Origin of the sequence: Nocardia sp. NPDC051833, assembly GCF_040681225.1 — a bacterium.
GTDB lineage: Bacteria > Actinomycetota > Actinomycetes > Mycobacteriales > Mycobacteriaceae > Nocardia.
The window spans coordinates 86,651-109,422 of the sequence record NZ_JBFAYK010000005.1 but is presented as its reverse complement, the minus strand read 5'-3'; the positions used below and the strand labels follow the sequence as shown (position 1 = coordinate 109,422).

Genomic DNA, 22,772 nt, shown 5'->3' with positions numbered 1-22,772 from the left:
CGCGGGCGCTACTTCGATCGGGGCTTGCGGCCCGCCTGGTCGAGGGCGAGGCGGAGGGCGTATTCGATCTGGGAGTTGACGCTGCGCAGGTCGTCGGCCGCCCACTTGGCGATGGCCTCGTGGACGGCCGGGTCGAGCCGCAGCAGGACCTTCTTGGGTTCCTTCTTCGGCACCGTCATCGCGGTCAGGCGTAGAGGGATCCGGTGTTCACGACCGGCTGGGTGGCGCGGTCACCGCAGAGGACGACGAGCAGGTTCGAGACCATGGCGGCCTTGCGTTCCTCGTCGAGTTCCACGGTGCCCGCCGCGGCGAGGCGGTCCAGCGCCAGGCCGACCATGCCGACCGCGCCCTCCACGATCTGGGTGCGCGCGGCGACCACCTGGGCGGCCTGCTGGCGGACCAGCATGGCCTGGGCGATCTCGGGCGCGTAGGCCAGATGGGTGATCCGGGCCTCGATGACCTCGATGCCGGCGGTGAGAGTGCGCGCGCGCAGTTCCTCGGTGAGCTCCTCGGCCACCTCGGCGCCGTCGCGCAGGCTGGTCCGCGCGTCGTCGTGGGCGTCGTAGGGGTGGGTGGTGGCGAGGTGGCGCACCGCCGCCTCGGACTGGGTCTCGACGTACTCCTCGTAGTCGTCGACCGCGAACGCCGCCTTGAAGCTGTCGACCACCTTGTAGACGACGACCGCCGCGATCTCGACCGGATTGCCGTCGGCGTCGTTGACCTTCAGCTTCTGTGTCTCGAAGTTGCGCACCCGCAACGAGATCGACTTGCGGTCGGTCAGCGGGAGCACCGAGAAGAACCCGGGGTCCGACACCGAGCCGACGTAGCGGCCGAAGAAGGTGACGACCTTCGCCTCGTTCGGATTGACGATGATCAACCCGGTGGCGAGCACCGCCAGCACCAGCACGATGACGGCCGCGGCGGCCGCGCCCACCCAGGCCGGCGCCCCGCCGTCGTGCTGGGTGGCGGCGATGAACGCGAAAACGGCGGCGGCGCCGAACACCAGGGTGAGCACCAGCCACCCCAGCAAGACGACGAATCCGTTGACGCGGAATGCGGACCGCAGCTCCATGACATCCTCCCGATATCTGAGTGATATCACCAAGATAGTAGAGATCGGTCGGATCGACAAGCGTCGGAATCCCTACGCGGGCGCGATATTGCGGTTGAAACGGAACATGTTGCGCGGGTCGTAGGCCGCCTTGGCCGTGACCAGCCGGGCGTAGGTGTCCGAGGTGTAGCCCGCCACGGTCTGCGCCGCGTCCGCGGCGGCACCCGCGCCGTAGAGGAAGTTCAGGCTGTGCCCGATCGTCCACGGCGCCAGCGCTTCCCGGACCGCCGCCAGGCCGGCGGGTGCGGTGTCGCCCGCCGCGCCGGTGATCACCCGGACGACGAACTCCGCGTCGCGGTGGTCCACCGACGACGCGTCGCCGTGCCGCAACGCCCCGCCCAGGTGCCGGATGTCGACGACGGCGTCGACCGGGCCACCGGGGGCGGTCAGCGCACGCAATGCCGCGATGCCCTCGCCGGTCAGCTCGGACAGCAGCGCGTTGGTGGCGGCGTAGGCGTGCGGGAAGTCCGGGTCGCTGTGGATGGTGTGCGACTCGGTGTACGGCATGACACGCAGGTCGTCGCGCAGCCGCTCGCCGATCGCGCGCAGGGGCGCGACGAGCCGTTCGCCTTCCTCGGCGGGGCCGTCGAAGGCGATCCGGATCGAGGCGACGTGCCTGCCGCGCATCGGTTCCGGCACCGGTGGGATGTCCGGGAAGGTGACCACCGCGATCGTCGAGGTGAGGGTGTCGGGCAGCGTCGCGGTCCATCGCCGCCAGGTGTCGAGCGCCGGGTCGACCAGCGGGGTGTCGAAGATCAGCTGGCCGCCGTACACCTCGGTCACGGGCACCAGCGCGAGCTCCAGTGCGGTGACCACACCGAAGTTGCCGCCGGAGCCGAGCACCGCGCCGAACAGCTCGTCGGCGGGGGTGAGCGTGCGCATCCGCCCGTCGGCGGTCACCAGGTCGATCGAGCGCACATGGTCTGCGGCATAACCGAATTCGCGGGCCAGCAATCCGAGCCCACCGCCGAGCACGTACCCGACGACGCCCACCGAGGGCGAGGAACCGTTGAGCGGCGCCAGCCCGTGCGCGGCCGCCGCCTCGACCAGGACACCGGCCCGCACCCCGGCGCCGATCCGCGCGGTGCGCGTGCGCGCGTCGACGGTGATGGCGTCCATCCGGCGGGTCGTGATGAGCACGCCGTGGTCGGCCGCCACCGAGAGCCCGTGCCCGGTCGCCTGTACGGCGACCGGAAGTCGGTGCCGGGCGGCGTATTCCACGGCGGCGCGGACGTCCTCGGCATGCACCGCGCCGACGACCAGGGCGGGACGGTGGGTGTAGGCGGTCTGGAACCCGGCCACCTCCTCGGCGTAGCCGGGGTCGGCCGGGGTGAACACCGGGCCGGTGAAGCGGAGGGAATCGAGGGTCTGCGCTGCGTTCTCGGTCATACCTTCGACTGTGCCGCCGCGCCGTCGAGAAGTACAACAGATAGTCTTTCTCGCCTCGATAACTACTGGTTATGGGAAACGCTAGAATCCCGGCATGGAACTGCGGCAGCTGCGGTATTTCGTCACCGTCGTCGACGAGGGCGGGTTCACGCGCGCGGCCGAGCGCCTGCACCTGACACAGCCGGGACTGAGCGCGCAGATCAGGCAGCTGGAACGCGAGCTGGGGCAGCCACTGCTGGTCCGGGGCACCCGCTCGGTGACACCCACCGAGGTCGGGTCCGCCGTGCTCGGGCACGCGCGGGCCGCACTGGCGGCGGCCGACCGGATCGGCGAGACCGTGCAGGAATTCACCGGGCTGCTGCGCGGGCACGTGCGGCTGGGGGTGATCTCCGGTGCGGCCACCGAGGAGTTCGATGTCGCCGGAGTGCTCGCCGACTTCCACGACGATCACCCGCGGGTGGGGATCAGCCTCACCGAGAACACCGCCGAGCGGATGCTGGCCGCGATCGAGTGCGGCGAGCTGGATCTCGCGATCGTCGGATTGACCGGCGCCGCACCGGGTCCCGGCGTCGGCCTCGAGGTGATCCTCGAGACACCGGTGGTCGCCGCCGTCGCGCTCGACGCACCGGTCGATCCCGCCGAGTCGGCCGGCACGATCACCCTGGCGGCGTTGACCGATCGACAGCTCATCTGCCTGCCCACCGGGACCGGGCTGCGCGGCGTCTTCGAACGCTCCTGTGCCGCTGCCGGTTTCACGCCACAGGTCGCGTTCGAGGCCGCCGCTCCCCCGCTCCTGCTGCGCCTGGCCGCGCGGGGTCTCGGCACCGCGGTCGTGCCCGCGCTCACCCCGGCCGAGGCCGCCGCGTTCGGCGTGCGCGCCCTGGCCATCGTCGAGCCGCGCATCCACGGCCGCCTCGCGATCGCCTGGCGCACCGACCGTCCCGGCAGTCCCGCGGCCACCGTGCTGCTCGGCCAGCTGCGCATCGCGCTCGGGAGCCGTGCCCGTGGGTGATATCGGCACTACTCGAGCACCCGCGCGAACCCCAGCGCGCGAGGCCGACACCCCCGTCGCCCGGTGTACTCAGCGCCGACGGGCGGTCGCCGACGCGCAGGCTTCGGCGTAGCCGCGTACCAGGGGGCGGGTGTCGTCACGGCGCCAGGCCAGAGCGAGTTCACACGGGCCGAGGCCGGTCACCGGCCTGGTCACGACGCCGTCGTGGGCGACGAGCGGGGCGTTGCCGGTGGCGAGCAGCACCACGCCGTCACCGTTGACCAGGGCTTCGTAGGTCTCCTCGGTACTGGAGACCTCGGCGCCGATGCGCGCAGGCCGACCGCCGCGCGCGTCGACGGCCAGCCAGTAGTCACGCAGCGCGCCCGCGGTGGCGGGCAGCGCGAGGAAGGGTTCGTCGAGGAGGTCGGCGAAGGCGATGGTGGCGCGACCGGCGAGACGATGGGTGTCCGGCAGGGCGACGAGGCGGGGTTCGGTGGCGACGACCAGCCAGCGGTAACGCTCACTGTCGGCCAGCGGGAGCCAGACATAGGCGACATCGGCGGACCCGTCGGCCAGACCGGCGGTCGGATCGTCCCAGCCGACTTGGCGCAGCACGGGTTTCGCGTCGGGGAAGGCGGCGGCGAACCGGGAACGCACGGCGGGCAGGATGCCCCGGCCGGGACTGGTGCTGATCCCGATCGACAGTTCCGCCTGCTGGGCGGCCTTCGCCGACGCCACCGCGGCCGCGGCCGCCTCCCACGCGGCCAGCACCCGACGGGCCTGCGGCAACAGCGCCGCCCCGACCGGGGTCAGCGCCACCGAGCGCGAGTCCCGCACGAACAGTGCCGCGCCGAGCTGACTCTCCAGCTTGCGGATCTGTTTGCTCAGGGCGGGCTGGGAGACGTAGAGCCCGTCGGCGGCCGCCGTGAAGTTCAGCGATTCGGCCACCGCGACGAAATAGCGCAGCTCGCGCCCGTGCACGTCCATAACCACTGGTTATCACAGCGGGTATTGGACGGCCGCGCGCCGCGACGGAAGTATCGGCGGCACATCAGGAATCGATCGAGGAGACCCAGATGAGCAACCCCCAGATCTGGCTGGTCACCGGTGCGAGCAGCGGCTTCGGCCGGGCCATCGCGGAGGCGGCGATCGCGGCGGGCGACACCGTCGTCGCCGTGGCCCGCCGCACCGCGCCGCTGGACGATCTGGTCGCCGCGCACCCCGATCAGCTCGAAGCGATCGCCCTCGACGTCACCGATACCGCACGCATCGACGCGGTCGTGGCCGATGTGGTCGCCCGGTACGGGCGGATCGACGTACTCGTCAACAACGCGGGCCGCACCCAGGTGGGCGCGGTCGAGGAGACCACCGACGCCGAACTGCGTGACCTGTTCGACCTGCACGTCTTCGGCCCCGCCGCCCTCACCCGCGCCGTCCTCCCGCACCTGCGCGCGCAGCGCGGTGGCGCGATCGTGCAGATGAGCAGCTTCGGCGGGCAGCTGTCCTTCGCGGGCTTCGCCGCCTACAGCGCGACGAAGTTCGCGCTCGAGGGCCTGTCGGAGGCGCTGGCCGACGAAGTTGCCCCGTTCGGCATCAAGGTACTGATCGTGGAGCCCGGCGGCTTCCGCACCGGACTCATGAGCCCCGGCGCCGCGACCCTCAGCACGGAGACCGACGCCTACGCCGATACCGTCGGCCCGACCCGTCGCATGGTCGAGACCAGCGATGGACTCCAGCCCGGCGATCCGGCCAAGGCCGCCGCCGCCATCCGCGCGGCACTGGCCGCGGACAAGACGCCGCTGCGGCTGCCGCTGGGCAACGACGCGGTCGACGCCATCCTCGGCCATCTCGACTCGGTGCGCACCGAGCTGCTGGAGTGGGAAACCACCGCCCGCGGAACCGATTTCGACGACCACTGACCGCGAACGGCCCGGACCGCGGTCACGGTCCGGGCCGGCGGGCGTCACGCCGCGATCGGGTCGGCCTGCGGCGCACCGCGATCCGGCGTCGATCGGCGACCGGCCACCTCGCGCAGCACGAGGTAGATCGGGAAGGCGATGGGCGACAACAGGATCGTGCCGACCAGCAGCGGAGCCATCAGCAGCGGAGGGATGTCGCGCGCGCGGCTGTCGAGGTAGATCCAACGGCCGAGGAACAGGTCCCAGGCGATGATCTGCGCCCACAGGGCCGTCAGCACGGCAGGGTCGGCGACGGCGTCGGTGATCGCGGCCAGCGACGGGGAGCTCACCAGCGACCACATCGCGCCGAGGACCGGGACCGCGACGATCGCCCAGACGACCAGCGGCACCAGCGTGATCCACGGCGAGCCGATGATCGCGCGGGTCCGGCGCCAGGTGGGCGCCAGGATCATCAGCGCCCAGAACGGGACGGTGACGAAGAAGGACAGGTCGAACAGCGTGCTCATGCGGGGACTGCCTTTCGGACGCCGATCGCGCTCGCGATCGAGATCAGGGTGCCGAGAACGACGCCGGTGAGGATCGCGGCGGCCACGGTCAGGGTGGTCTGGTCGGGGTGGATGAGCGGTTGACCGCGCAGCGCCTGCCAGGTGACCAGCGCGAGCACCGCGGCGTAGCCGGCGGCCATCGTGACGACCAGGCCGAGGCGCACCCGCAGCACCCGCAGCAGCGGGATCCGGGGCGCGAGCAGCACCAGCAGCGCGGCGAACAGCGGCACCGCCTGCAGGGCGTGCATGCCGACGAAGTGCGGGATGCGCAGGTCGCCGTCGGTGGTGCTCCAGCCGGTCAGCGGCATTCCCGGGGTGCCGTCGGGCGCGCCGACGGTGTGCGCGCCCGCGATGCCGTCGACCCCGGATTCACGGCCCGGCATGAGATTGCCCAGCGCCAGGCCGACCAGGGTGATGGCCAGCCCGAGCCGGATCGACCAGGTGATCGCGGCGTCCCCGATCCAGCTCAGCGAGAGCTGCACGGCGACGACCATGGTGGCCAGGAAGAGCACGATGATGGTGCTGCCCATGGTGATCCACAGGACGGCGTCGACGGTGGTCGTCATGTTGTAGTGACTGCGGTTGCCCCGGATGACCTGCCCGAAGATGACCAGCTGCTCGATCGCCCCGGCGACCACGATCACCGTCGCCATCGCCCCGGTGAGCCGGGAGGCCTTGGGCCGCAACGAGATCAGCCAGGCCAGCGCCAGGCAGTAGAACACGAACGAGATCGCGAACTTGCCCGGCTTGAACCAGGCGGTCGACCCGGCGATCACCCGGTCGTCGACCACCATGCCGACCACCGCGACCACGGCGAGCACGGCGTTGACGGCGGCGAAATACAGCAGTGGACGGTGCAGTGGGGCGCGGCGGCGGGGCAGCGAGTCGACGGTCTGGACGGACATGGCGCATCTCCCAGTGATAGATAGTTTTACTATCCGTTATGGATAGTTAGACTATCCGCAAGCCGGGCAGTCGGCAAGGGGGCCGAATGACAACGGAGGTAGCGGTGCGAATCTCGGAGTTGAGCGAGCGCAGCGGCATCGCGGTGGCGACGATCAAGTACTACCTGCGGGAGGGGCTGCTGCCCGCGGGCGCGCGCACCAGCCCCAACCAGGCCAGTTACGGAGAGGAACACCTGCGCAGGCTGCGGCTGGTGCGCGCGCTGATCGAGGTGGGCGGACTACCGGTGGCGACGGTGGGCGATGTGCTCGCCGCCGTCGACTCCCCCGATCTGCCGCTGTTCAGCCTGCTCGGCGTGGTTCAAGGCAGCATGTCCGCCCCCGCGCCCGCCGCGCCCGAGGCCGACTGGGACCGCGCGTACGAGACCGTGCGCGCGGAGATGGACCGGCGCGGCTGGGACACGAAACCGAGCCCGGAGGCGATCGACACGCTCACCTCGGTGCTGGTGCGCCTGGCCCAGCTCGGCTACACGGACTGGGGCACCACGGCCCTGCCCAACTATTTCGACGGTGCGCGAGTGATCGCGGAGACCGATGTGGCGACGGCGTTGGCCGCCGGCGGGCGCGAGGACATCGTCGACGCGGTGGTGGTGCTGACCGTCCTCGGCGACACCGCCCTGGCCGCGATCCGCCGCATCGCCCAAGCGCAGGTATCCCTGGAACGACTGACCGTCGACGAATGAGAAACGGCCCCGCGGACAGTCCGCGGGGCCGTTCGCTCACCACCTCAGAGCAGGCGCGACAGGAACGCCTTGGTGCGCTCGTGCTGCGGGTTCGCCAGCAGTTCACGTGGCGGACCCGATTCCACGACGACGCCGCCGTCCATGAACACCAGTTCGTCGGCGACCTCGCGGGCGAAGCCCATCTCGTGGGTCACCACCAGCATGGTCATGCCCGAATCGGCGAGCTCGCGCATGACGGTGAGCACCTCGCCGACCAGCTCGGGGTCCAGTGCCGAGGTGGGCTCGTCGAACAGCATCAGCTTGGGATCCATCGCCAGCGCCCGCGCGATCGCCACCCGCTGCTGCTGACCGCCGGAGAGCTGCGCCGGATAGGCGTTGCGCTTGGCGGCCAGGCCGACCCGGTCGAGCAGTTCCTCGGCCCTGGCGATCGCGTCGGCCTTGCGGATCCCGCGCACCTGGGTGGGCGCCTCGATCACGTTCTCCAGCGCGGTCCGGTGCGGGAACAGGTTGAAATGCTGGAACACCATGCCGATGTCGCGTCGCTGGATCGCGGCATCGCGCGGATGCATCTCGTAGAGCTTGCCGTTCTTCTCCCGGTAGCCGACGAGCTCGCCGTCGACGTAGAGCCGGCCCGCGTTCACCTGTTCGAGGTGGTTGATGCAGCGCAGGAAGGTCGACTTGCCCGAGCCGGATGGCCCGACCAGGGTCAGCACCTTGCCGCGCTGCACCTCGAGCGAGACGCCCTTGAGCACCTTCAGCGCGCCGAAGTTCTTGCACACCCGGTCGGCGAGCACCATCGGCGGCGTCGTCACTGCTGGTTCGCTCATTTCGCCTTCACCGCCGCCTGCGCCGTGGCCAGTTCCTCGAGCTGCTTGGCCGTCAGCTGCCGGGTGGCACCGCGCGAGTAGTAGCGCTCCAAGTAGTACTGCCCGACCATGAGGATGCTGGTGATCGCCAGGTACCAGGTGGCACAGACGAGCAGCAGCGGGATCGGCTGGAAGTTCACGCCGTAGATGTCACGGGCGCGACCGAACAGGTCGGTGCTGAGCGGGATGGCCGTGACCAGCGAGGTGGTCTTGAGCATGCCGATCAGCTCGTTGCCGGTGGGCGGGATGATCACCCGCATCGCCTGGGGCAGCACCGTGCGGCGCATCGTCTGCGTCCACGACATGCCCAGCGCCACCGAGGCCTCGCGCTGCCCCTCGCCGACGGAGTTGATACCCGCGCGCACGATCTCGGCCATGTAGGCGGCCTCGTTGAGACCCAGGCCGATCACCGCGAACAGGAACGCCGCCTGCAGATGCTGCACGTCCAGGTGGAAGAACTGCGGGCCGAACGGCACGCCGAGGTCGATCTGCTTGTAGAGCGAGGGCACCAGACCCCAGAACACCAACTGCACGAAGACCGGGGTGCCGCGGAAGATCCACAGGTAGACCCACGCGGTGGTGCGCAGCACCGGGTTCGGCGACAGCCGCATGACCGCCAGCACGGTGCCCAGGCCCACCGCGATCGCCATCGCGAGCACGGTGAGTTCCAGGGTCACCAGCGCGCCCGCGGTGATCCGGCTGTCGAACAGGTACTTGGCGTAGGTGTCCCACCGGTAGGCGGGGTTCGTGGCCGCGCCGTAGGCGAACAATCCCACCAGGATCAGGATGATTGCCGCCGCGATCCAGCGGCCCGGCCTGCGCAGCGGGACCGCTTTGATCGGTTCGGGTTCGGTGCCCGGTCCGGGCACCTCCGCCGTGTCGTTGCGCTCGGTCACGTCAGCTCACAGCGCCGTTGATCACCGAGGTCTTGATCTGACCGTCCTGGACGCCCCAGTTGGTGGTGATCTCGCCGTACTTGCCGTTGTCGATCAGGTGCTGCAGCGCCTTCTGCAGGGACACCGCCAGCGGCGAGCCCTTCTGCACGGCCCAGCCGTAGGGCGCGGAATCGAACAGCGGGCCCGCGGCCTCGATCTTGCCGCCGCTCTGCTTGATCGCGTACGCGGTCACCGGGGAGTCGGCCGACATCGCGTCGACCTGGCCCAGCACCAGCGCGTTGGTCGCGGCGCTCTGCTCGTCGAAGGCCTTCATATCGATGGCCGGCTTGCCCTCGGCGACACACTTGGCGCTCTTGGCGGGAATCTCGTCGGTGTGCTCGACCGTAGTGGACTGTACGGCGACTTTCTTGCCGCACGCATTGTTCGGATCGATGGCTTTACCGGTTTGCTGGGCCCACTGGATGCCCGCGGAGAAATAGGTCGTGAAATCGACCTGCTGTTCGCGTTCGCGCGAATCGGTGATCGAGGACATACCCACGTCGTAGGTGCCCGCCTGAATCGCGGGAATGATCTTCTCGAACGAGGATTCGACGTAGTCGACCTTCAGCCCGAGGGTGGTCGCGACGGCGTCGAGGAGGTCGACGTCGAAGCCGACGATCTTGCCGCTGGCGTCCTTGTACTCGTTCGGCTGGTACGGCACGTTGACGCCGACCACCAGCTTGCCTGCCTGCTTCACCTTGTCGGGAACGGCCGCGGCGAGCGCGTCGACCTTCTCCACCGACACCTTGGTCACCTCGGCGGTCTCACCCTCGGTGTTGTCGGCACAGCCGGCCAGCACCAGAGCACCGGCGGCCGCGGTACACAACAGGCGCGCGGCGCTGCGGCCGAGAACAATACGAACAGACAAAGGAGCCTCCACATTTCACGTCGACGCCGGCCACGTGTCAGCGCCTGTTTGGCAATGTATGCGAACCGGACACAGCGTGGTGCGACAGTAACCGAAGATTAATCAGCCAATGTGAAAGGGGTCCCTTCACCTCCGGTGCACGCGCGCTCTGACCTGCTCGGTGAATTCGCTGGTGGAAGCCAGCCCACCCAGATCCGCGGTCGCGATTCCGGCCGCCAGGGTGGCCGCGACAGCCCGGTTGATCCGCTCCGCCGCGTCATGCAGCGCGCGGTCGTCGTCGCGAACGGCCAACCACCGCAACAGCATCGCCGCCGACAGTTGCAGCGCCGCCGGGTTGGCGCGATTGCGGCCGGCCAACCCGGGCGCGGCGCCGTGCACGGCCTGGGCCATCGCCTTGGTGTCGGAGCAGTTCAGCGACGCGGCCATGCCGAGCGAGCCGGCCAGCTCGCCCGCGAGGTCGGAGAGGATGTCACCGAACAGGTTCTCGGTGACGATCACGTCGTAGGCCCCCGGCGCGCGGACCAGGTGCGCGGCCATCGCGTCGACGTGCTCGTCGTCGACCCGCACGTCCGGATACTGCGCGGCCACCTCGTAGCAGACGTCGCGGAACAGCCCGGTCGTCATCGGCAGCACGTTCGCCTTGTGCACCACCGTGACCCGCTTGCGCCTGCCCTGGGCCAGCCGCAGCGCCTGGTGCGCGATCCGCTCGCACGCCTGCCGGGTGATCACCGCGACCGCCATCGCCACGTCCGGGGTCGGGCGGAACTCCCCCGATCCGGCGAACATGTTGCGATCGGCGTAGAAGCCCTCACTGTTCTCGCGCACGATCACCAGGTCGATGTCGGGCGCGCTCGCCCGCACCCCGGCGAACGCGGCCGCGGGCCGGATATTGGCGTAGAGACCGAGCCGCTTGCGGATGGTGCCACCCGGCGCCACCCGCATGTCCGTGGGATAGGACGCGTTGTCGTGCGGGCCGAGGATCCACGCGTCGAGGTCCTCGAGCGCGACCAGTGTCTGCTCGGGCAGCGGGTCGGCGTAGGCGGCGATGGCGTCGTGCCCCATCAGCAGCGGCACCCACTCCACCGGGCCGAGCCCGGCCGCGCCGATCGCCTCGTCGACGACCGCCCGCGTCGCGGCGACCACCTCGGGGCCGATTCCGTCTCCGTCGATCACACCGAGCCGCAGGCTCGCCTTCGCACCGTTCACCCGTCCATCCTCGCGCCTGAGGGGACCGAGTCGGCCACGGGGACACGCGGGAGCGACTACTTTCTGCAGATCATGGTGCAGTCGGTGGAGTTGCTCCTGGACGAACACGGCGAGGCCGAGGTCCGGCGACAGTGGGCGGTGCTGGCCGAGGCGGGGATCGGCAGCCCGCGGGGCGCGACCCACCGGCCGCACGTCACGGTCGCCGTGGCTCGCGAGATCTGGCCCCGGATCGACCACGCGCTGGCCAGGATCGAGTTCCGGCCGCTGCCGATCCGGCTGGGCGGGCTGCTCGTCTTCGGCGCCCGCAGGCCGATCCTGGTGCGGCCCGTCGTGGTCACCGAGGAGTTGCTGGCGCTGCAACGCCGGGTCCACCACCTGGTGCGACCGTGCCCCGGCATCCCCGCGACGATGGCGCCGGACGCCTGGACACCGCACGTCACGCTGGCCCGGCGGGTGCCGCCGGAGCGGCTCGGCGCCGCGATCGGCGCGGTGGCCACCGACCACGACTTTTCCACCGTTGTGGTGGGCATTCGCCGCTGGGACGGGGACGCGCGGCAGGAGCGCCTCGTGGTCGGTGGAAGATAGAGGGACGCCACGGCGTTACAGCCGAGGACACCGACAAGGAAGGGACGTCATGGCCACCCAGACGCTGACCCAGCAGAACTTCGACGAAGTAATCACCGGAAACGACGTGGTCCTCGTCGATTTCTGGGCTTCCTGGTGCGGACCGTGCCGCAGCTTCGCGCCGACCTACGAGGCCTCCTCCGACAAGCACACCGATGTGGTGTACGGCAAGGTCGACACCGAGGCCGAGCAGGGACTCGCGGCCGCCGCGAACATCCAGTCCATCCCGACCATCATGGCCTTCCGCGAGGGCGTGCTCGTGTTCGCCCAGCCGGGCGCGCTGCCGCCTGCCGCGCTCGAGGACCTGGTGACCCAGGTCAAGGGCCTGGACATGGACGAGGTGCGCAAGCAGATCGCCGAGCAGGCCACTCCCGCCGAATAGGCACCCGAAACGCGAAGGGTCCGTTCACCTTTGGTGAGGTGAACGGACCCTTGCGTGCTTTTCGGCTCAGCCGGCGAGCAGGTTGAGCCCCGCGATCATGGCGCGGACGCTCGACTCGGCGGCGTCGGCGCGCATGGCCGCGGCCCAGCCGCGCTTGCCGTTGAATTCGCACAGCACGAAGGTCGCGATGCCCTCGGCGGTGCGGCGCTGGTGGAACTGCAGGATCTCGAGGGGGTAGCCCTCGTCGTAGAGCGCCGAGGTCATGGCGGCGACCGGGCTACCGGCGGCGATGACAGTGCGCAGGTGGTCGGCGAATTCCAGCGTCGCGGTGAAATCCGTTCCGGAACAGGTGAATTCGCGCAGGGTGATCGGCCCCTCGATCCGGGTGTACCGGTCGAGGAACTCGGTGGGAGTCAGGTTGTCGGTCTCGGCGCGCAGCCCCTTGGGGGCGGCGTCGAACAGGGCACGGTCCAGTGTCAGCAGTGTCATTGCAGGTGAGGTCTTCCCGAAGATCGTCTTCGTTGGCAGGTGGGACCAGCAGAACAATGAAAATCAGCCCGCAGCGAGGGGGCCGGTCCGAATCAGACCCCGCTACGGCGGGTTACTACGAGAAGAATCTGCCGTGTGGCTGCCTGCGCGGTCTGCGCAGCAGCGACCGCGCGGTCGCGGTCAGCGACAAGCAGCGCGGCGAAGCGGTCGGCGGGATTCGGCACGGGATCGAGGATAGGGCGATCGTCGCGAAACCGCAACTTACTTCCGGCCCCGCCGTGTCTACTCGTGAGTACCATCACCGCAGCTCAGCGCGCACGCGCTCGGCGCCGGGTACGGTGGTCGCATGGGTACGGTCTTCGCGATGACGATCCCCGGGCTGGCGATCCTGCTGATCCTGCTGGCGCTACTCGAGGTGGTCGTCAACCGGCTCACCGGGACGCGTTTTCTGCCGTGGACGCGCAAGCGCAGCGGGCCCGCGGTGGCGGCGACCGGCTTCGAGCACCTGACCGCGATGTTCCAGGGGTCCAAGCACCACGAGTTCGAGCAGCGGCAGAGCACCCTGATGCACCGGGAGACGCCGTCCGACGGTGCGCCGCCGCGGGATCAGGTGGATCTCAACGGCGGGTCGGCGACCCTTGTCGCTCGCGGCAAGTGAGCCGTATCCGCTAGTCCCCCAGCGGTTTCCGGTCCTCGGCCAGCCGCTCGACCGCGGCGAGCGCCCGCGCGGAACCGTCCACGTCGACCTGCAGGCGCAGCCCATCAGGGCGCCGGCTGGTGCGCAGCACGACCTTGTCGCCCGTCATCACCGGGCCGACGTGCTCCACGATCGCCCGGTACGGCAGCTCGTGACGGTCGGGGTGGGCGGCGAGCGCCTCCTCCACGGCCTCCCAGTAGACGGCGTTGTTGACGTGGCCCAGCCGGTCCACATCGGTCACCCGCAGCGGGAACGGCACCGCCTCACCCTCCGGCCCGTCGAGCTCGGTGAGGGCCGCGCGCCAGCGCAGCCGGTGCTCGGTGGTGCTGGCCAGCATCGGCGCCATGAACGCGTCGCTCATCCGGGCGGGCCGCCCGGCCACCGGGTCGATGTGGATCAGGAAGGCGGCGGCCTCGATGTGCCCGCCGCGTTCGCCCTTCAGCTGAATTCGCATGTCGCACCAGCGATTCGACAGCGCGTCGGCCCACCGGCGCAGCTGCACGCGGTCGCCGAACTCGATCGGCTCGTAGACGTCGATCACGGTGCGCCGCACGATCCACGCCTGGTGGGTGTCGCCGTCCTCGACCGCGTCCAGGTGATCGAAGCCGATGTCCTGCAGATAGCGGGCCACCGCGTCGAGCCGCAGCCGGTCCTGCCCGTCGGTATCGCCGAGGCGCACCGGCCACGAGGCCGCGAAGGCCTGCTCGAGGTCCGGGCAGGAGGGCAGGGGTGTCGCGATGACATCGGCGGTCATACCGCCGATGCTGCCACACCCGGCGCGCGAAACGATGACGCATCTCCGGCCGGGCCGGGACTAGCCGCCCTCGGCGGCCTGCCTGATTCCGTCGACGTGGCCCGCCCACATCGCGCGGGCGTGCTCGGCCTCGGCCGGACTCGCGTTGTTGTCCTGGCTCAGCGTCAGATGGGTGCCGGTCGCGCTGCCGGACAGCTCGTAGGTGAGCGTGTGATAGTTCTCGGGCCGGTCGGGTGCGCCGCTGAGCGGGCTGTAATGGGTAAGTCGCAGCAGCCGGCCGGGCTCGACCGCCAGGATCTCCCCCTTGTCCTCGTAGGCGGTGCCCTCGTACTCGCCCGTCCAGGTGATCGGGCTCCCCGGCAGCCAGTCGGTCGACACCTCGGCCCCGAACATGAACCGGCGGATCTGCGCCGGATCGGTCAGCACGGCCCAGACCCGCTCCGGTGACGCGGTGATCTCGGTGTCGGCGGTGGCCACGAATCCGGTCATGACTCTCAACTCCTTCGGTCGACACCCACCACGCTACGACCGCGCGGTCCCGAAGTCTTGGACGAAGGCGACACCCGCCGTCCAGGTGTACTCGTACTCCGGCACCGCGAACCCGGCGTCGAAATGCCCGATCCTGGCGTCGGTGCGTCGCCAGCCGCGATGCTCGTAGAAGGCGATGGCCGCGCTGTTCTCGCGCAGTACTTCCAGGTAGACCTGGCGATCGGGGAACTCACGCGCCGCCCAGGCCAGTCCGGCCTCGATCAGTCCGGTGCCGATCCCCCGGCCGAGCTGACCCGGCCGGGCGTGCAGGTTGTCCAGGAGTACCCGGCCATCCGGCATCGGCCGAAGGTAGACGAAGCCGAGGAGTTCGCCGTCCTCCTCGGCCACCAGGAACCCCGGCATGCGCGCGCCGACCAGGATCGACCGCCACCGCGCGGCCAGGTCGGCGGGCATCGGCCCGGCCAGATACGCCGCGGGCAGTATCCCGGCATAGGCGACCCGCCAGCTCGCGGCGTGCAGGGCGGCGACGGCCGTCGCGTCGGCGACTCCCCCGGGTCGGATCAGCATCCGGCCATTGTGCCGACCGGATCGGCGACGGCGCCACCGCAAAACTCCGCCGTGGCGCCGCGCCGGGGTGAGCGAGGTCAGTGGGCGGCCGCGTCCCAGCTCCGGCCAGTGCCGACCGACACGGTCAGCGGCACCGAGAGCTCGATGGCGGATGACATCTGTTCGCGGGCAAGGGCTTCCAGTGCCTCGCGCTCGCCCTCGGCGACCTCGAAGACGAGTTCGTCGTGGATCTGCAGCAGCATCCGCGAGCGCAGGCCCGCCGCGCGGATCGCGGTCTGCACATTGATCATCGCGACCTTGATGATGTCGGCCGCGGTGCCCTGGATCGGCGCGTTGAGCGCCATCCGCTCGGCGGCCTCGCGGCGCTGGCGGTTGCTGGAATCCAGGTCGGGGAGGTAGCGGCGGCGGCCGAACAGGGTCTGGGTGTAGCCGACCTTGCGGGCCTCGTCGACGACCTCGGACAGGTAGTCGCGGATGCCGCCGAAGCGGTCGAAGTACACGTCCATCTGTTCCTTGGCCTCGGCGGTGCTGATCTTCAGCTGGGCCGAGAGGCCGTAGGAGCTCAGGCCGTAGGCCAGACCGTAGGACATCGCCTTGATCCGGCGGCGCATCTCCGGGTTCACCTCCGACAGCGGGATGTCGAAGGCCTTCGACGCCACGAAGGTGTGCAGGTCCTCGCCGGAGTTGAACGCCTCGATCAGGCCCTCGTCACCGGACAGGTGCGCCATGATCCGCATCTCGATCTGGCTGTAGTCGGCCGTCATCAGCTCGGCGTAGCCCGGACCGACGACGAAGGTGTCGCGGATCTGGCGGCCGGTGTCGGTGCGGATCGGGATGTTCTGCAGGTTCGGCTCGGTCGAGGAGAGCCTGCCGGTGGCGGCGATGGTCTGGTTGAAGGTGGTGTGCACGCGGCCGTCGTCGGCGACCGACTTGAGCAGGCCGTCGACGGTGACCTTGAGCCTGGTCGCGTCGCGATGGGCCAGCAGATGCTCCAGGAACGCGTGGCCGGTCTTCTCGAACAGCGACTCCAGCGCGTCGGCGTCGGTGGTGTAGCCGGTCTTGGTGCGCTTGGTCTTGGGCATGTCGAGCTCGTCGAACAGCACCACCTGCAGCTGCTTGGGCGAACCGAGGTTGATCTGCTTGCCGATCACCTCGTAGGCGGAGTTGGCCGCCTCGGTGACCCGGTCGGCGAACTGGCGCTGCAGCGATTCGAGCTGGTCGACGTCGACGGCGATACCCGCCTCCTCGAGCGTGCCGAGCACACCGAGCAGCGGCAGTTCCATCTCCTCGAGCAGCGCGGTCGACTCGATCTGCGCCAGTTCCTGGTCGAGCGCCTCGGCGAGGTCGGCGACCGCGCGGGCGCGCAGCATCTCCTCGCGGGCGATGTCGGCGGCGACGGTGTCCTCGTCGTCGAGCAGCGAGAGCTGGCCCGAGTCGCCGGTCTCGGCGCGCAGTTCGCGCTTGAGGTAGCGCAGGGACAGATCGTCGAGGTTGAAGCTGCGCTGACCGGGGCGGACCAGGTAGGCCGCCAGGGCGGTGTCGCTGGTGAGCCCGGCCAGGGTGAGACCGCGCCCGCGCAGCGCGTGCTCGGCGGCCTTGGCCTCGTGCAGCGCCTTGGGGACGGCCGGGTCGGCCAGCCAGGCGCCCAGCGCGGCCTCGTCCTCGGTGCTCAGCGCGGTGAGGTCGAGGTAGCCGCCCTCGCCGTCGGCGGCGGCGATGGCCAGCGCGCGGGCGTCGCCGTGCACCGGGGTACCCGTGCCGACGATCGAGAGACCGTGGCGGACACCGGCTTTCGCGTGCTCGGCCAGCCAGTCGGCGACCTCGCCCCGCTCCAGCGCGGCGCCGCTGATCTCGAAGCCCGATTCGGCCTCGGGCTCCGCGGAGCCCAGGGTCTCGAACAGCCGGTCGCGCAGCACCCGGAATTCCAGGTCGTCGAAGAGCTGGTGGATCTTCTCCCGATCCCACGGCGCCTGCGCCAGCTGGTCGGGGGTGTAGGGCAGCGGCACCTCGCGCACCATCTCGGTGAGCTGGCGGTTGAGCACCACGCTCGACAGGTTCGCCCGCAGCGAGTCGCCGACCTTGCCCTTCACCTGGTCGACCTTGTCCACCAGGGTGCCCAGGTCGCCGTATTCGCGGATCCACTTGGCCGCGGTCTTCTCGCCGACGCCGGGGATGCCGGGCAGATTGTCGCTCGGGTCGCCGCGCAGGGCCGCGTAGTCGGGGTACTGGGCCGGGGTAAGGCCGTACTTGGCCTCCACCTCCGCCGGGGTGAAGCGGGTGAGGTCGGAGACGCCCTTGCGCGGGTACAGCACCGTGACGTCGTCGTTGACCAGCTGGATCGCGTCGCGGTCACCGGTGACGATGAAGACCCGGTAGCCCTGGGCGACGGCCTGGGTGGTGAGCGTGGCGATCACGTCGTCGGCCTCGTAGCCGTCGATCGCCATCACCGGGATGCCGAGCGCGCCGAGGACGTCCTTGGTGAGCTCGACCTGACCGCGGAACTCGTCGGGCGTCGCGCTGCGGTTGGCCTTGTACTCCGGGTACGCCTCGGTGCGGAAGGTCTTGCGGGACACGTCGAATGCCGCGGCCACGTGACTGGGCTTCTCGTCGCGCAGCAGATTGATCAGCATCGAGGTGAAGCCGTACACCGCGTTGGTGGTCTGCCCGGTGACGGTCTTGAAGTTCTCCGCCGGTAGCGCGAAGAACGCGCGATAGGCCAGCGAGTGCCCGTCCAGGAGCAGCAGCGTCGGCCGCTCACCCCCGGAGGCGGTGGTCGTTGTCGATGCCTGAGCAGTCGTCGGTGAACTCACCCGGATGAGTGTAGGGACCACCACCGACACCCCCGAACCCCGCCGCGCCGGTCGGGGCCCACCGCACCGACGAAACCGGCCCCCGCCACGCTCGTGGAGCGGGACGGGGGCCGGTTTCGCGCGGTCGACAACTCAGTCGTGACCCAGGTAGGCCGACATGACGGCGGGGTCGGTGAGCAGGGCCGAACCCGCGCCGGTCTTGGTGACCTCGCCGGTCTCCAGGATGTAGGCGCGGTCGCTGCGGGTCAGCGCCTGCTGGGCGTTCTGCTCGACGAGCAGGACCGTGGTGCCCTGGCGGTTGATCTCGCTGATGATCTTGAAGATCTGCTGGATCACCATGGGCGCCAGACCCATCGACGGTTCGTCGAGCAGCAGCAGCTTCGGCCGGGCCATCAGGGCGCGGCCGATGGCCAGCATCTGCTGCTCACCGCCGGAGAGGGTGCCACCGACCTGCTTGCGTCGCTCGGCCAGCCGCGGGAACAGCTCGAAGATCCAGTCCAGCGTCTGCTGGTACTCGGCCTTCTGCTCGAACGGCCTGCCGTAGCAGCCCATGTCGAGGTTCTCGGCCACCGTCATGCCGGGGAACACCCCGCGGCCTTCCGGCGCCTGGATCAGGCCCTGGACCACCCGGTCGTGGGCCTTCATCGTGGTGATGTCGGTGCCCTCGAACAGGATCCGGCCCGAGGTGAGCGGCAGCAGGCCCGACAGCGCGCGCATGGTGGTGGTCTTGCCTGCGCCGTTGGCACCGAGCAGCGTCACCAGCTCACCCTGCTGGACCGACAGCGAGATCCCGTGCAGCGCTTCGATTCTGCCGTAGTTCACGACCATGTCGCGCACCTCGAGCAGCGGCACCGGCTGCTCGGGGGCGGCCGCCGGCTCCTCCTGCGCCGCCGCCACCACGGTGGCCGGGGCCTGGGTGGGCGCGGCTGCGGCCGCGGCGGCGGCGCCTGCCTCGTCGCGGACCTCCTCGATGGTGTCCGCGTCGGGCACACCGAGGTAGGCGGCGATGACGGCCGGGTCCTCGCGGACCTCGGCGGGCAGGCCGTCGGCGATCTTGCGGCCGAACTCGAGCACGACGATCCGGTCGGTCACGCCCATCACCAGGCGCATGTCGTGCTCGATCAGCAGGACGGTGTAGCCGTCGTCGCGGATCTTGCGGATCAGCTCCATCAGCGCCGACTTTTCGCTGGGGTTGAATCCGGCGGCGGGCTCGTCCAGGCACAGCAGCTTGGGCTCGGTCGCCAGCGCTCGCGCGATCTCGAGCCGGCGCTGGTCGCCGTAGGAGAGATTGCGTGCCTTCTCCACCGCGCGCGGCGCGATGCCGACGAACTCGAGCAGCGCCATGCCGCGCTCGATCGCGTCGCGCTCCTCCCGGCGATGCTTCGGCGTGCGGAACACCGCGCCGGGCACCGAGGTGCTGTGCCGGGCGTCGGTGCCGACGACCACGTTCTCCAGCGCCGTCATCTCACCGAAGAGCCGCACGTTCTGGAACGTGCGCGCGATGCCCAAGCGGGTGATCTCGTTGCGCTTGGTCTTGGCCAGCGGCCGCCCGTCGAAGTGCACGCTGCCGCCGGCCGGCTTGTAGACACCGGTGATCGCGTTGAAGCAGGTGGTCTTGCCCGCGCCGTTGGGGCCGATCAGGCCGAGGATCTCGCCGCGGCGGATCTCGAAGCTGACGCTGTCGAGCGCGGTCAGACCGCCGAACTTCACCGTCAGACCGTCGGTGCGCAGCAACGGCTCGCCCACCGCGGTCTCGATGTCGCGGTGCGGGGCGACCACATCGGCCACGGTCTCCGCGTCGCCGAGGGCGGGCAGCACCGCGGTGACGTCGACCTCGCCGACCGGTTCGATCTCCGGCGGGGGCTTGTACCCGGCCGACATGTCCTCGTTGTCGTACAGCGCGTCTCCCGCGCCCGGCCCGGTCATCGCCCTGCTCCGATCGGTTCGGCCGCCGGCTTGCGCACGACCGCCTGGTACACCTGTCTGCCGTAGGTGAGCAGTTTCTGCCGCACCGGGAACAGACCCTGTGGCCGCAGAATCATCATCACCACCAGCGCGATGCCGAAGTAGAGGTACTTCAGGTCACCGAGATTCTGCGCGCCGCCCTTGCGGTAGAGCAGCACACTGCCCAGCAGCAGCAGGCCGAAGATCACCGCGAGGATCGTCACGGTGATCACCCCGCGCCGAACCCAGACCCCCAGCGCGTCACGGCGCCACCGCCACAGCAGCCACAGCCCGACCAGCAGCGCGACGTCGAGACCGAGCAGCAGATAGCCGGTCGACTCGCTCGACACCAGCTGCACCGACTGCAAGCGCATCGGCAGGTAGGCGATCAGGAACGCGCCGACGATCACGCCGAGCTTGTTGCCCGAACCACCGAGCACCACCGCGCACAGGAACAGCATCGACAGGATGATGTCGAACTGCTTGGGATTCACGTAGGTGACCTGACCGGCGTACATCGCGCCGGACAGACCGCCGACGGAGGCACCGATCACGAACGCCCACAACTTGAACTTGAAGGTCGGCACGCCCATGATCTCGGCGGCGTCCTCGTCCTCGCGGATCGCGACCCAGGAGCGGCCGACCCGGCTGCGCTCGAGGTTGCCGATGACCAGCAGGACCACGACGACCAGCGCCATGCCGAGCCAGAACCACCAGGTGCCGTTGTTGGCGCGCTCGAGCGGATTCGAGCTGTCGGGGTCGCCGAGGTTGCCCGGGGAGAAGTAGCCACCGGGGTGGGCCTCGGATTCGCCGACCTGCGGATAGGCGATCTTGGACAGGCCGAGGCTGCCGTTGGTCAGTTCCTCGAGGTTGTCGGCCATCAGGCGGACGATCTCACCGAAGCCCAGCGTCACGATCGCGAGGTAGTCACCGCGCAGGCGCAGCGTCGGCGCGCCGAGCACGAGACCGGCGAACGCGGTCAGCGCGACCGCGATCGGCAGGCAGGCCAGCCACGCCCAGCTGGGGTTGAGCCAGCCGCCGTCGGTCTGGTTCCACGGACTGTTCGGGCTGGTCAGCAGGCCGACCGTATAGGCGCCGACGGCGTAGAAGCCGACATAGCCGAGGTCGAGCAGACCGGCCTGGCCGACGACCACGTTCAGGCCGATGGCGATCAGCGCGTACATGGCGAACTGCGCCATCACACCGCCGAAACTCACGCCGGGGGTGTCGATCAGCGGGGGCGGGTACAGCGGCAGGATCGCCAGCGCGGCGATGACCGGCACGCCGACGGCCCACTGGCCCGGCCGGGACAGCCCGTCCCACCAGTCGCGGATCGAGTCGCCGAGGCCGCGCCGATCCTGGGCAGGCACCGGGGTTTTCGTCAGGTCGGTCATGCGCGCGCCCTCCCCAGGCTCTCGCCGAGGATGCCGGTCGGCCGGAACATCAGCACCGTCACCAGCAGGACGAAGGCGACCACGTCACGCCATTCGTTGCCGAACAGGATCTGGCCGTACTGCTCGGCGACGCCGAGGATCATGCCGCCGAGCAGCGCGCCGCGCAGGTTGCCGATACCACCGAGCACCGCGGCGCTGAACGCCTTGATACCGAGGATGAAGCCGCCGGAGAAGATGATGCCGGTCGGGATGTAGAGGGTGTACAGCATCGCGGCCGCGCCGGCCAGCAGGCCGCCGATGAGGAACGTGAGCACGATGACCCGTTCTCGCGAGACGCCCATCAGGGTCGCGGTGTCGGGGTCCTGGGCGACCGCGCGGATGGCGCGGCCGAACTTGGTGCGGTTGATGACGATCTCGGTGGTGATCGCGAGCACGATGGCCGCGGCGATGATCACCAGCGCCACATTGGTGACCTGCGCGCCGAGGAAGGTGAACTGCACCTTCGGCTCCACCAGCCGGATGCCGGTCTGGGCGTTGGAGCCGCCGAGGCCGGGCCTGAGCTTGGGCAGGATGTAGTGGACGAACTCCTGGATCACGAACGACATGCCGATCGCGGTGATCAGGAAGGCCAGTGGTTTGGCTCCGCGCTTGCGCAGCGGCCGGTAGGCGACTCGTTCCAGACCGACCGCGGCGATTCCCGAGACCAGCATGCCGAACAGCATCGCCAGGCCGAGATAGACCACCGTGAGCAGGACGCCCTGGGAGTACGCGTTGCCGCTGGGGGCGAAGCCGAGCAGCTCCAGTCCCACATAGGTGCCGAACATGCCGAGCATGAAGATCTCGGAATGGGCGAAGTTGATCAGTCTCAGCACGCCGTAGACCAGCGTGTAGCCGACCGCGACCAACGCGTAGATCGACCCGTAGGTGAGACCGTCCACGGTCAATCGCCAGAACTGGTCGATCACCCCGGAGACGTTGAAATCGATGGACCCCTCGGCCAACAGGGTCACACCGAGCGAAGCCGCTGATGTCATGATTTCTCTCGCGTCAGGCGAGCGGTGGGGGGGGGGGGGGGGGGGCGGCGCCCCCCCCCCCCCCCCGGGGGGGGGGGGGGGGGGGGCCGGCCGACCGCCCGGGGCGAGGGGCG

General features: G+C 69.9%; 24 protein-coding genes and 1 pseudogene. 6 read left to right on the top strand and 19 right to left on the bottom strand.

Translation table 11 applies throughout. The features are described 5' to 3' along the window. Positions 1-8: 8 nt before the first annotated feature. The 3 genes from AB0L91_RS31310 to AB0L91_RS31300 all read right to left on the bottom strand — a co-directional run bounded on the left by AB0L91_RS31310 (position 9) and on the right by AB0L91_RS31300 (position 2,500). Positions 9-179 (bottom strand): hypothetical protein, encoded by a 171-nt coding sequence (locus tag AB0L91_RS31310; RefSeq protein WP_355284699.1) that lies wholly within the window; start codon positions 177-179, stop codon positions 9-11. Positions 180-184: 5 nt separating this feature from the next. Further along, the gene (locus tag AB0L91_RS31305; RefSeq protein WP_365016143.1) at positions 185-1,072 is read right to left on the bottom strand and encodes an SPFH domain-containing protein; all 888 of its coding nucleotides are present in this window, start codon (positions 1,070-1,072) and stop codon (positions 185-187) included. A gap of 72 nt (positions 1,073-1,144) precedes the next feature. Next, on the bottom strand, positions 1,145-2,500 hold the full coding sequence (locus AB0L91_RS31300; RefSeq protein ID WP_365016141.1) for an FAD-binding oxidoreductase: 1,356 nt from the start codon (positions 2,498-2,500) through the stop codon (positions 1,145-1,147). Between the two features lie 94 nt (positions 2,501-2,594). Here AB0L91_RS31300 and AB0L91_RS31295 point away from each other — a divergent pair, with 94 nt between their 5' ends. After that, entirely contained in the window at positions 2,595-3,512 is a 918-nt protein-coding gene (locus AB0L91_RS31295) for a LysR family transcriptional regulator (RefSeq protein ID WP_365016140.1), read from the top strand. Positions 3,513-3,581: 69 nt separating this feature from the next. Here AB0L91_RS31295 and AB0L91_RS31290 read toward each other — a convergent pair whose 3' ends face one another. Further along, on the bottom strand, positions 3,582-4,478 hold the full coding sequence (locus AB0L91_RS31290) for a LysR substrate-binding domain-containing protein (RefSeq protein ID WP_365016138.1): 897 nt from the start codon (positions 4,476-4,478) through the stop codon (positions 3,582-3,584). An 89-nt stretch (positions 4,479-4,567) separates the two neighbouring features. Here AB0L91_RS31290 and AB0L91_RS31285 point away from each other — a divergent pair, with 89 nt between their 5' ends. Beyond that, complete coding sequence (locus tag AB0L91_RS31285) at positions 4,568-5,410, top strand: oxidoreductase (RefSeq protein ID WP_365016137.1); 843 nt, start codon at positions 4,568-4,570, stop codon at positions 5,408-5,410. 44 nt (positions 5,411-5,454) lie between these two features. Here the strand turns inward: AB0L91_RS31285 and AB0L91_RS31280 are convergent, their stop codons facing one another. Then, a complete protein-coding gene (locus tag AB0L91_RS31280; protein ID WP_365016135.1) occupies positions 5,455-5,916 on the bottom strand; it encodes an ABA4-like family protein in 462 nt (153 codons plus the stop codon). Continuing rightward, positions 5,913-6,860 carry a hypothetical protein gene (locus AB0L91_RS31275; protein WP_365016133.1) on the bottom strand — a complete coding sequence of 316 codons (948 nt, stop codon included), beginning with the start codon at positions 6,858-6,860 and terminating at the stop codon, positions 5,913-5,915. The genes AB0L91_RS31280 and AB0L91_RS31275 overlap by 4 nt, the downstream gene beginning before the upstream one ends. Before the next feature lie 86 nt (positions 6,861-6,946). On the opposite strand from AB0L91_RS31275, the gene AB0L91_RS31270 reads away from it, so the two are divergent. Continuing rightward, the gene (locus AB0L91_RS31270; protein ID WP_365016131.1) at positions 6,947-7,600 is read left to right on the top strand and encodes a MerR family transcriptional regulator; all 654 of its coding nucleotides are present in this window, start codon (positions 6,947-6,949) and stop codon (positions 7,598-7,600) included. Positions 7,601-7,644: 44 nt separating this feature from the next. Here AB0L91_RS31270 and AB0L91_RS31265 read toward each other — a convergent pair whose 3' ends face one another. The 4 genes from AB0L91_RS31265 to AB0L91_RS31250 all read right to left on the bottom strand — a co-directional run bounded on the left by AB0L91_RS31265 (position 7,645) and on the right by AB0L91_RS31250 (position 11,475). Next, positions 7,645-8,397 carry an amino acid ABC transporter ATP-binding protein gene (locus tag AB0L91_RS31265; RefSeq protein WP_355284750.1) on the bottom strand — a complete coding sequence of 251 codons (753 nt, stop codon included), beginning with the start codon at positions 8,395-8,397 and terminating at the stop codon, positions 7,645-7,647. A 26-nt stretch (positions 8,398-8,423) separates the two neighbouring features. Next, positions 8,424-9,362 carry an amino acid ABC transporter permease gene (locus AB0L91_RS31260; protein WP_365016129.1) on the bottom strand — a complete coding sequence of 313 codons (939 nt, stop codon included), beginning with the start codon at positions 9,360-9,362 and terminating at the stop codon, positions 8,424-8,426. A gap of 1 nt (position 9,363) precedes the next feature. Further along, on the bottom strand, positions 9,364-10,269 hold the full coding sequence (locus AB0L91_RS31255; RefSeq protein WP_365016127.1) for an ABC transporter substrate-binding protein: 906 nt from the start codon (positions 10,267-10,269) through the stop codon (positions 9,364-9,366). A gap of 126 nt (positions 10,270-10,395) precedes the next feature. Next, positions 10,396-11,475, bottom strand: a complete 1,080-nt coding sequence (locus AB0L91_RS31250; protein ID WP_365016125.1) for an isocitrate/isopropylmalate family dehydrogenase — start codon at positions 11,473-11,475, stop codon at positions 10,396-10,398. A gap of 84 nt (positions 11,476-11,559) precedes the next feature. Here AB0L91_RS31250 and AB0L91_RS31245 point away from each other — a divergent pair, with 84 nt between their 5' ends. Further along, complete coding sequence (locus tag AB0L91_RS31245) at positions 11,560-12,060, top strand: 2'-5' RNA ligase family protein (RefSeq protein ID WP_365016123.1); 501 nt, start codon at positions 11,560-11,562, stop codon at positions 12,058-12,060. Between the two features lie 49 nt (positions 12,061-12,109). Then, positions 12,110-12,481 carry a thioredoxin gene (gene trxA / locus AB0L91_RS31240; protein WP_355284728.1) on the top strand — a complete coding sequence of 124 codons (372 nt, stop codon included), beginning with the start codon at positions 12,110-12,112 and terminating at the stop codon, positions 12,479-12,481. Positions 12,482-12,547: 66 nt separating this feature from the next. Here the strand turns inward: trxA and AB0L91_RS31235 are convergent, their stop codons facing one another. After that, positions 12,548-12,970, bottom strand: coding sequence for a 2-keto-3-deoxygluconate kinase (locus AB0L91_RS31235; protein ID WP_355284731.1), 423 nt, complete (start codon positions 12,968-12,970; stop codon positions 12,548-12,550). A gap of 346 nt (positions 12,971-13,316) precedes the next feature. Between AB0L91_RS31235 and AB0L91_RS31230 the strand changes: the two genes are divergently transcribed. Further along, positions 13,317-13,628, top strand: a complete 312-nt coding sequence (locus AB0L91_RS31230; RefSeq protein WP_355284734.1) for a DUF6191 domain-containing protein — start codon at positions 13,317-13,319, stop codon at positions 13,626-13,628. A 10-nt stretch (positions 13,629-13,638) separates the two neighbouring features. On the opposite strand, the gene AB0L91_RS31225 is transcribed toward AB0L91_RS31230, so the two are convergent. From AB0L91_RS31225 to AB0L91_RS31190, 8 genes and pseudogenes are all read right to left on the bottom strand, one after another. Further along, the gene (locus AB0L91_RS31225; RefSeq protein WP_365016120.1) at positions 13,639-14,421 is read right to left on the bottom strand and encodes an acyl-ACP thioesterase domain-containing protein; all 783 of its coding nucleotides are present in this window, start codon (positions 14,419-14,421) and stop codon (positions 13,639-13,641) included. Positions 14,422-14,481: 60 nt separating this feature from the next. After that, a complete protein-coding gene (locus AB0L91_RS31220) occupies positions 14,482-14,910 on the bottom strand; it encodes an SRPBCC domain-containing protein (protein ID WP_357350354.1) in 429 nt (142 codons plus the stop codon). Positions 14,911-14,943: 33 nt separating this feature from the next. Beyond that, a complete protein-coding gene (locus AB0L91_RS31215; protein ID WP_365016117.1) occupies positions 14,944-15,477 on the bottom strand; it encodes a GNAT family N-acetyltransferase in 534 nt (177 codons plus the stop codon). A 77-nt stretch (positions 15,478-15,554) separates the two neighbouring features. Continuing rightward, entirely contained in the window at positions 15,555-18,287 is a 2,733-nt protein-coding gene (polA, locus tag AB0L91_RS31210; RefSeq protein ID WP_365016115.1) for a DNA polymerase I, read from the bottom strand. 132 nt (positions 18,288-18,419) lie between these two features. Then, on the bottom strand, positions 18,420-19,115 hold the full coding sequence (locus AB0L91_RS31205) for an ABC transporter ATP-binding protein (protein ID WP_357350566.1): 696 nt from the start codon (positions 19,113-19,115) through the stop codon (positions 18,420-18,422). A gap of 153 nt (positions 19,116-19,268) precedes the next feature. Continuing rightward, positions 19,269-20,213 (bottom strand): annotated as a pseudogene (locus AB0L91_RS31200) (ABC transporter ATP-binding protein); the annotation flags it as partial. After that, a complete protein-coding gene (locus AB0L91_RS31195) occupies positions 20,210-21,625 on the bottom strand; it encodes a branched-chain amino acid ABC transporter permease (protein ID WP_365016113.1) in 1,416 nt (471 codons plus the stop codon). The gene AB0L91_RS31195 and the pseudogene AB0L91_RS31200, both read right to left, overlap by 4 nt. Continuing rightward, entirely contained in the window at positions 21,622-22,659 is a 1,038-nt protein-coding gene (locus tag AB0L91_RS31190; RefSeq protein WP_357350348.1) for a branched-chain amino acid ABC transporter permease, read from the bottom strand. Before AB0L91_RS31190 ends, AB0L91_RS31195 begins: the two co-directional genes overlap by 4 nt. Between the last annotated feature and the right edge of the window lie 113 nt (positions 22,660-22,772).

What these genes read in the sequence shown, in the direction of transcription:
- AB0L91_RS31310 (WP_355284699.1), bottom strand. Translation starts at nt 179, where the DNA reads ATGACGGTGCCGAAGAAGGAACCCAAGAAGGTCCTGCTGCGGCTCGAC.
- AB0L91_RS31305 (WP_365016143.1), bottom strand. Translation starts at nt 1,072, where the DNA reads ATGGAGCTGCGGTCCGCATTCCGCGTCAACGGATTCGTCGTCTTGCTG.
- AB0L91_RS31300 (WP_365016141.1), bottom strand. Translation starts at nt 2,500, where the DNA reads ATGACCGAGAACGCAGCGCAGACCCTCGATTCCCTCCGCTTCACCGGC.
- AB0L91_RS31295 (WP_365016140.1), top strand. Translation starts at nt 2,595, where the DNA reads ATGGAACTGCGGCAGCTGCGGTATTTCGTCACCGTCGTCGACGAGGGC.
- AB0L91_RS31290 (WP_365016138.1), bottom strand. Translation starts at nt 4,478, where the DNA reads ATGGACGTGCACGGGCGCGAGCTGCGCTATTTCGTCGCGGTGGCCGAA.
- AB0L91_RS31285 (WP_365016137.1), top strand. Translation starts at nt 4,568, where the DNA reads ATGAGCAACCCCCAGATCTGGCTGGTCACCGGTGCGAGCAGCGGCTTC.
- AB0L91_RS31280 (WP_365016135.1), bottom strand. Translation starts at nt 5,916, where the DNA reads ATGAGCACGCTGTTCGACCTGTCCTTCTTCGTCACCGTCCCGTTCTGG.
- AB0L91_RS31275 (WP_365016133.1), bottom strand. Translation starts at nt 6,860, where the DNA reads ATGTCCGTCCAGACCGTCGACTCGCTGCCCCGCCGCCGCGCCCCACTG.
- AB0L91_RS31270 (WP_365016131.1), top strand. Translation starts at nt 6,947, where the DNA reads ATGACAACGGAGGTAGCGGTGCGAATCTCGGAGTTGAGCGAGCGCAGC.
- AB0L91_RS31265 (WP_355284750.1), bottom strand. Translation starts at nt 8,397, where the DNA reads ATGGTGCTCGCCGACCGGGTGTGCAAGAACTTCGGCGCGCTGAAGGTG.
- trxA (WP_355284728.1), top strand. Translation starts at nt 12,110, where the DNA reads ATGGCCACCCAGACGCTGACCCAGCAGAACTTCGACGAAGTAATCACC.
- AB0L91_RS31235 (WP_355284731.1), bottom strand. Translation starts at nt 12,970, where the DNA reads ATGACACTGCTGACACTGGACCGTGCCCTGTTCGACGCCGCCCCCAAG.
- AB0L91_RS31230 (WP_355284734.1), top strand. Translation starts at nt 13,317, where the DNA reads ATGGGTACGGTCTTCGCGATGACGATCCCCGGGCTGGCGATCCTGCTG.
- AB0L91_RS31225 (WP_365016120.1), bottom strand. Translation starts at nt 14,421, where the DNA reads ATGACCGCCGATGTCATCGCGACACCCCTGCCCTCCTGCCCGGACCTC.
- AB0L91_RS31220 (WP_357350354.1), bottom strand. Translation starts at nt 14,910, where the DNA reads ATGACCGGATTCGTGGCCACCGCCGACACCGAGATCACCGCGTCACCG.
- AB0L91_RS31215 (WP_365016117.1), bottom strand. Translation starts at nt 15,477, where the DNA reads ATGCTGATCCGACCCGGGGGAGTCGCCGACGCGACGGCCGTCGCCGCC.
- AB0L91_RS31205 (WP_357350566.1), bottom strand. Translation starts at nt 19,115, where the DNA reads ATGGTCGTGAACTACGGCAGAATCGAAGCGCTGCACGGGATCTCGCTG.
- AB0L91_RS31195 (WP_365016113.1), bottom strand. Translation starts at nt 21,625, where the DNA reads ATGACCGACCTGACGAAAACCCCGGTGCCTGCCCAGGATCGGCGCGGC.
- AB0L91_RS31190 (WP_357350348.1), bottom strand. Translation starts at nt 22,659, where the DNA reads ATGACATCAGCGGCTTCGCTCGGTGTGACCCTGTTGGCCGAGGGGTCC.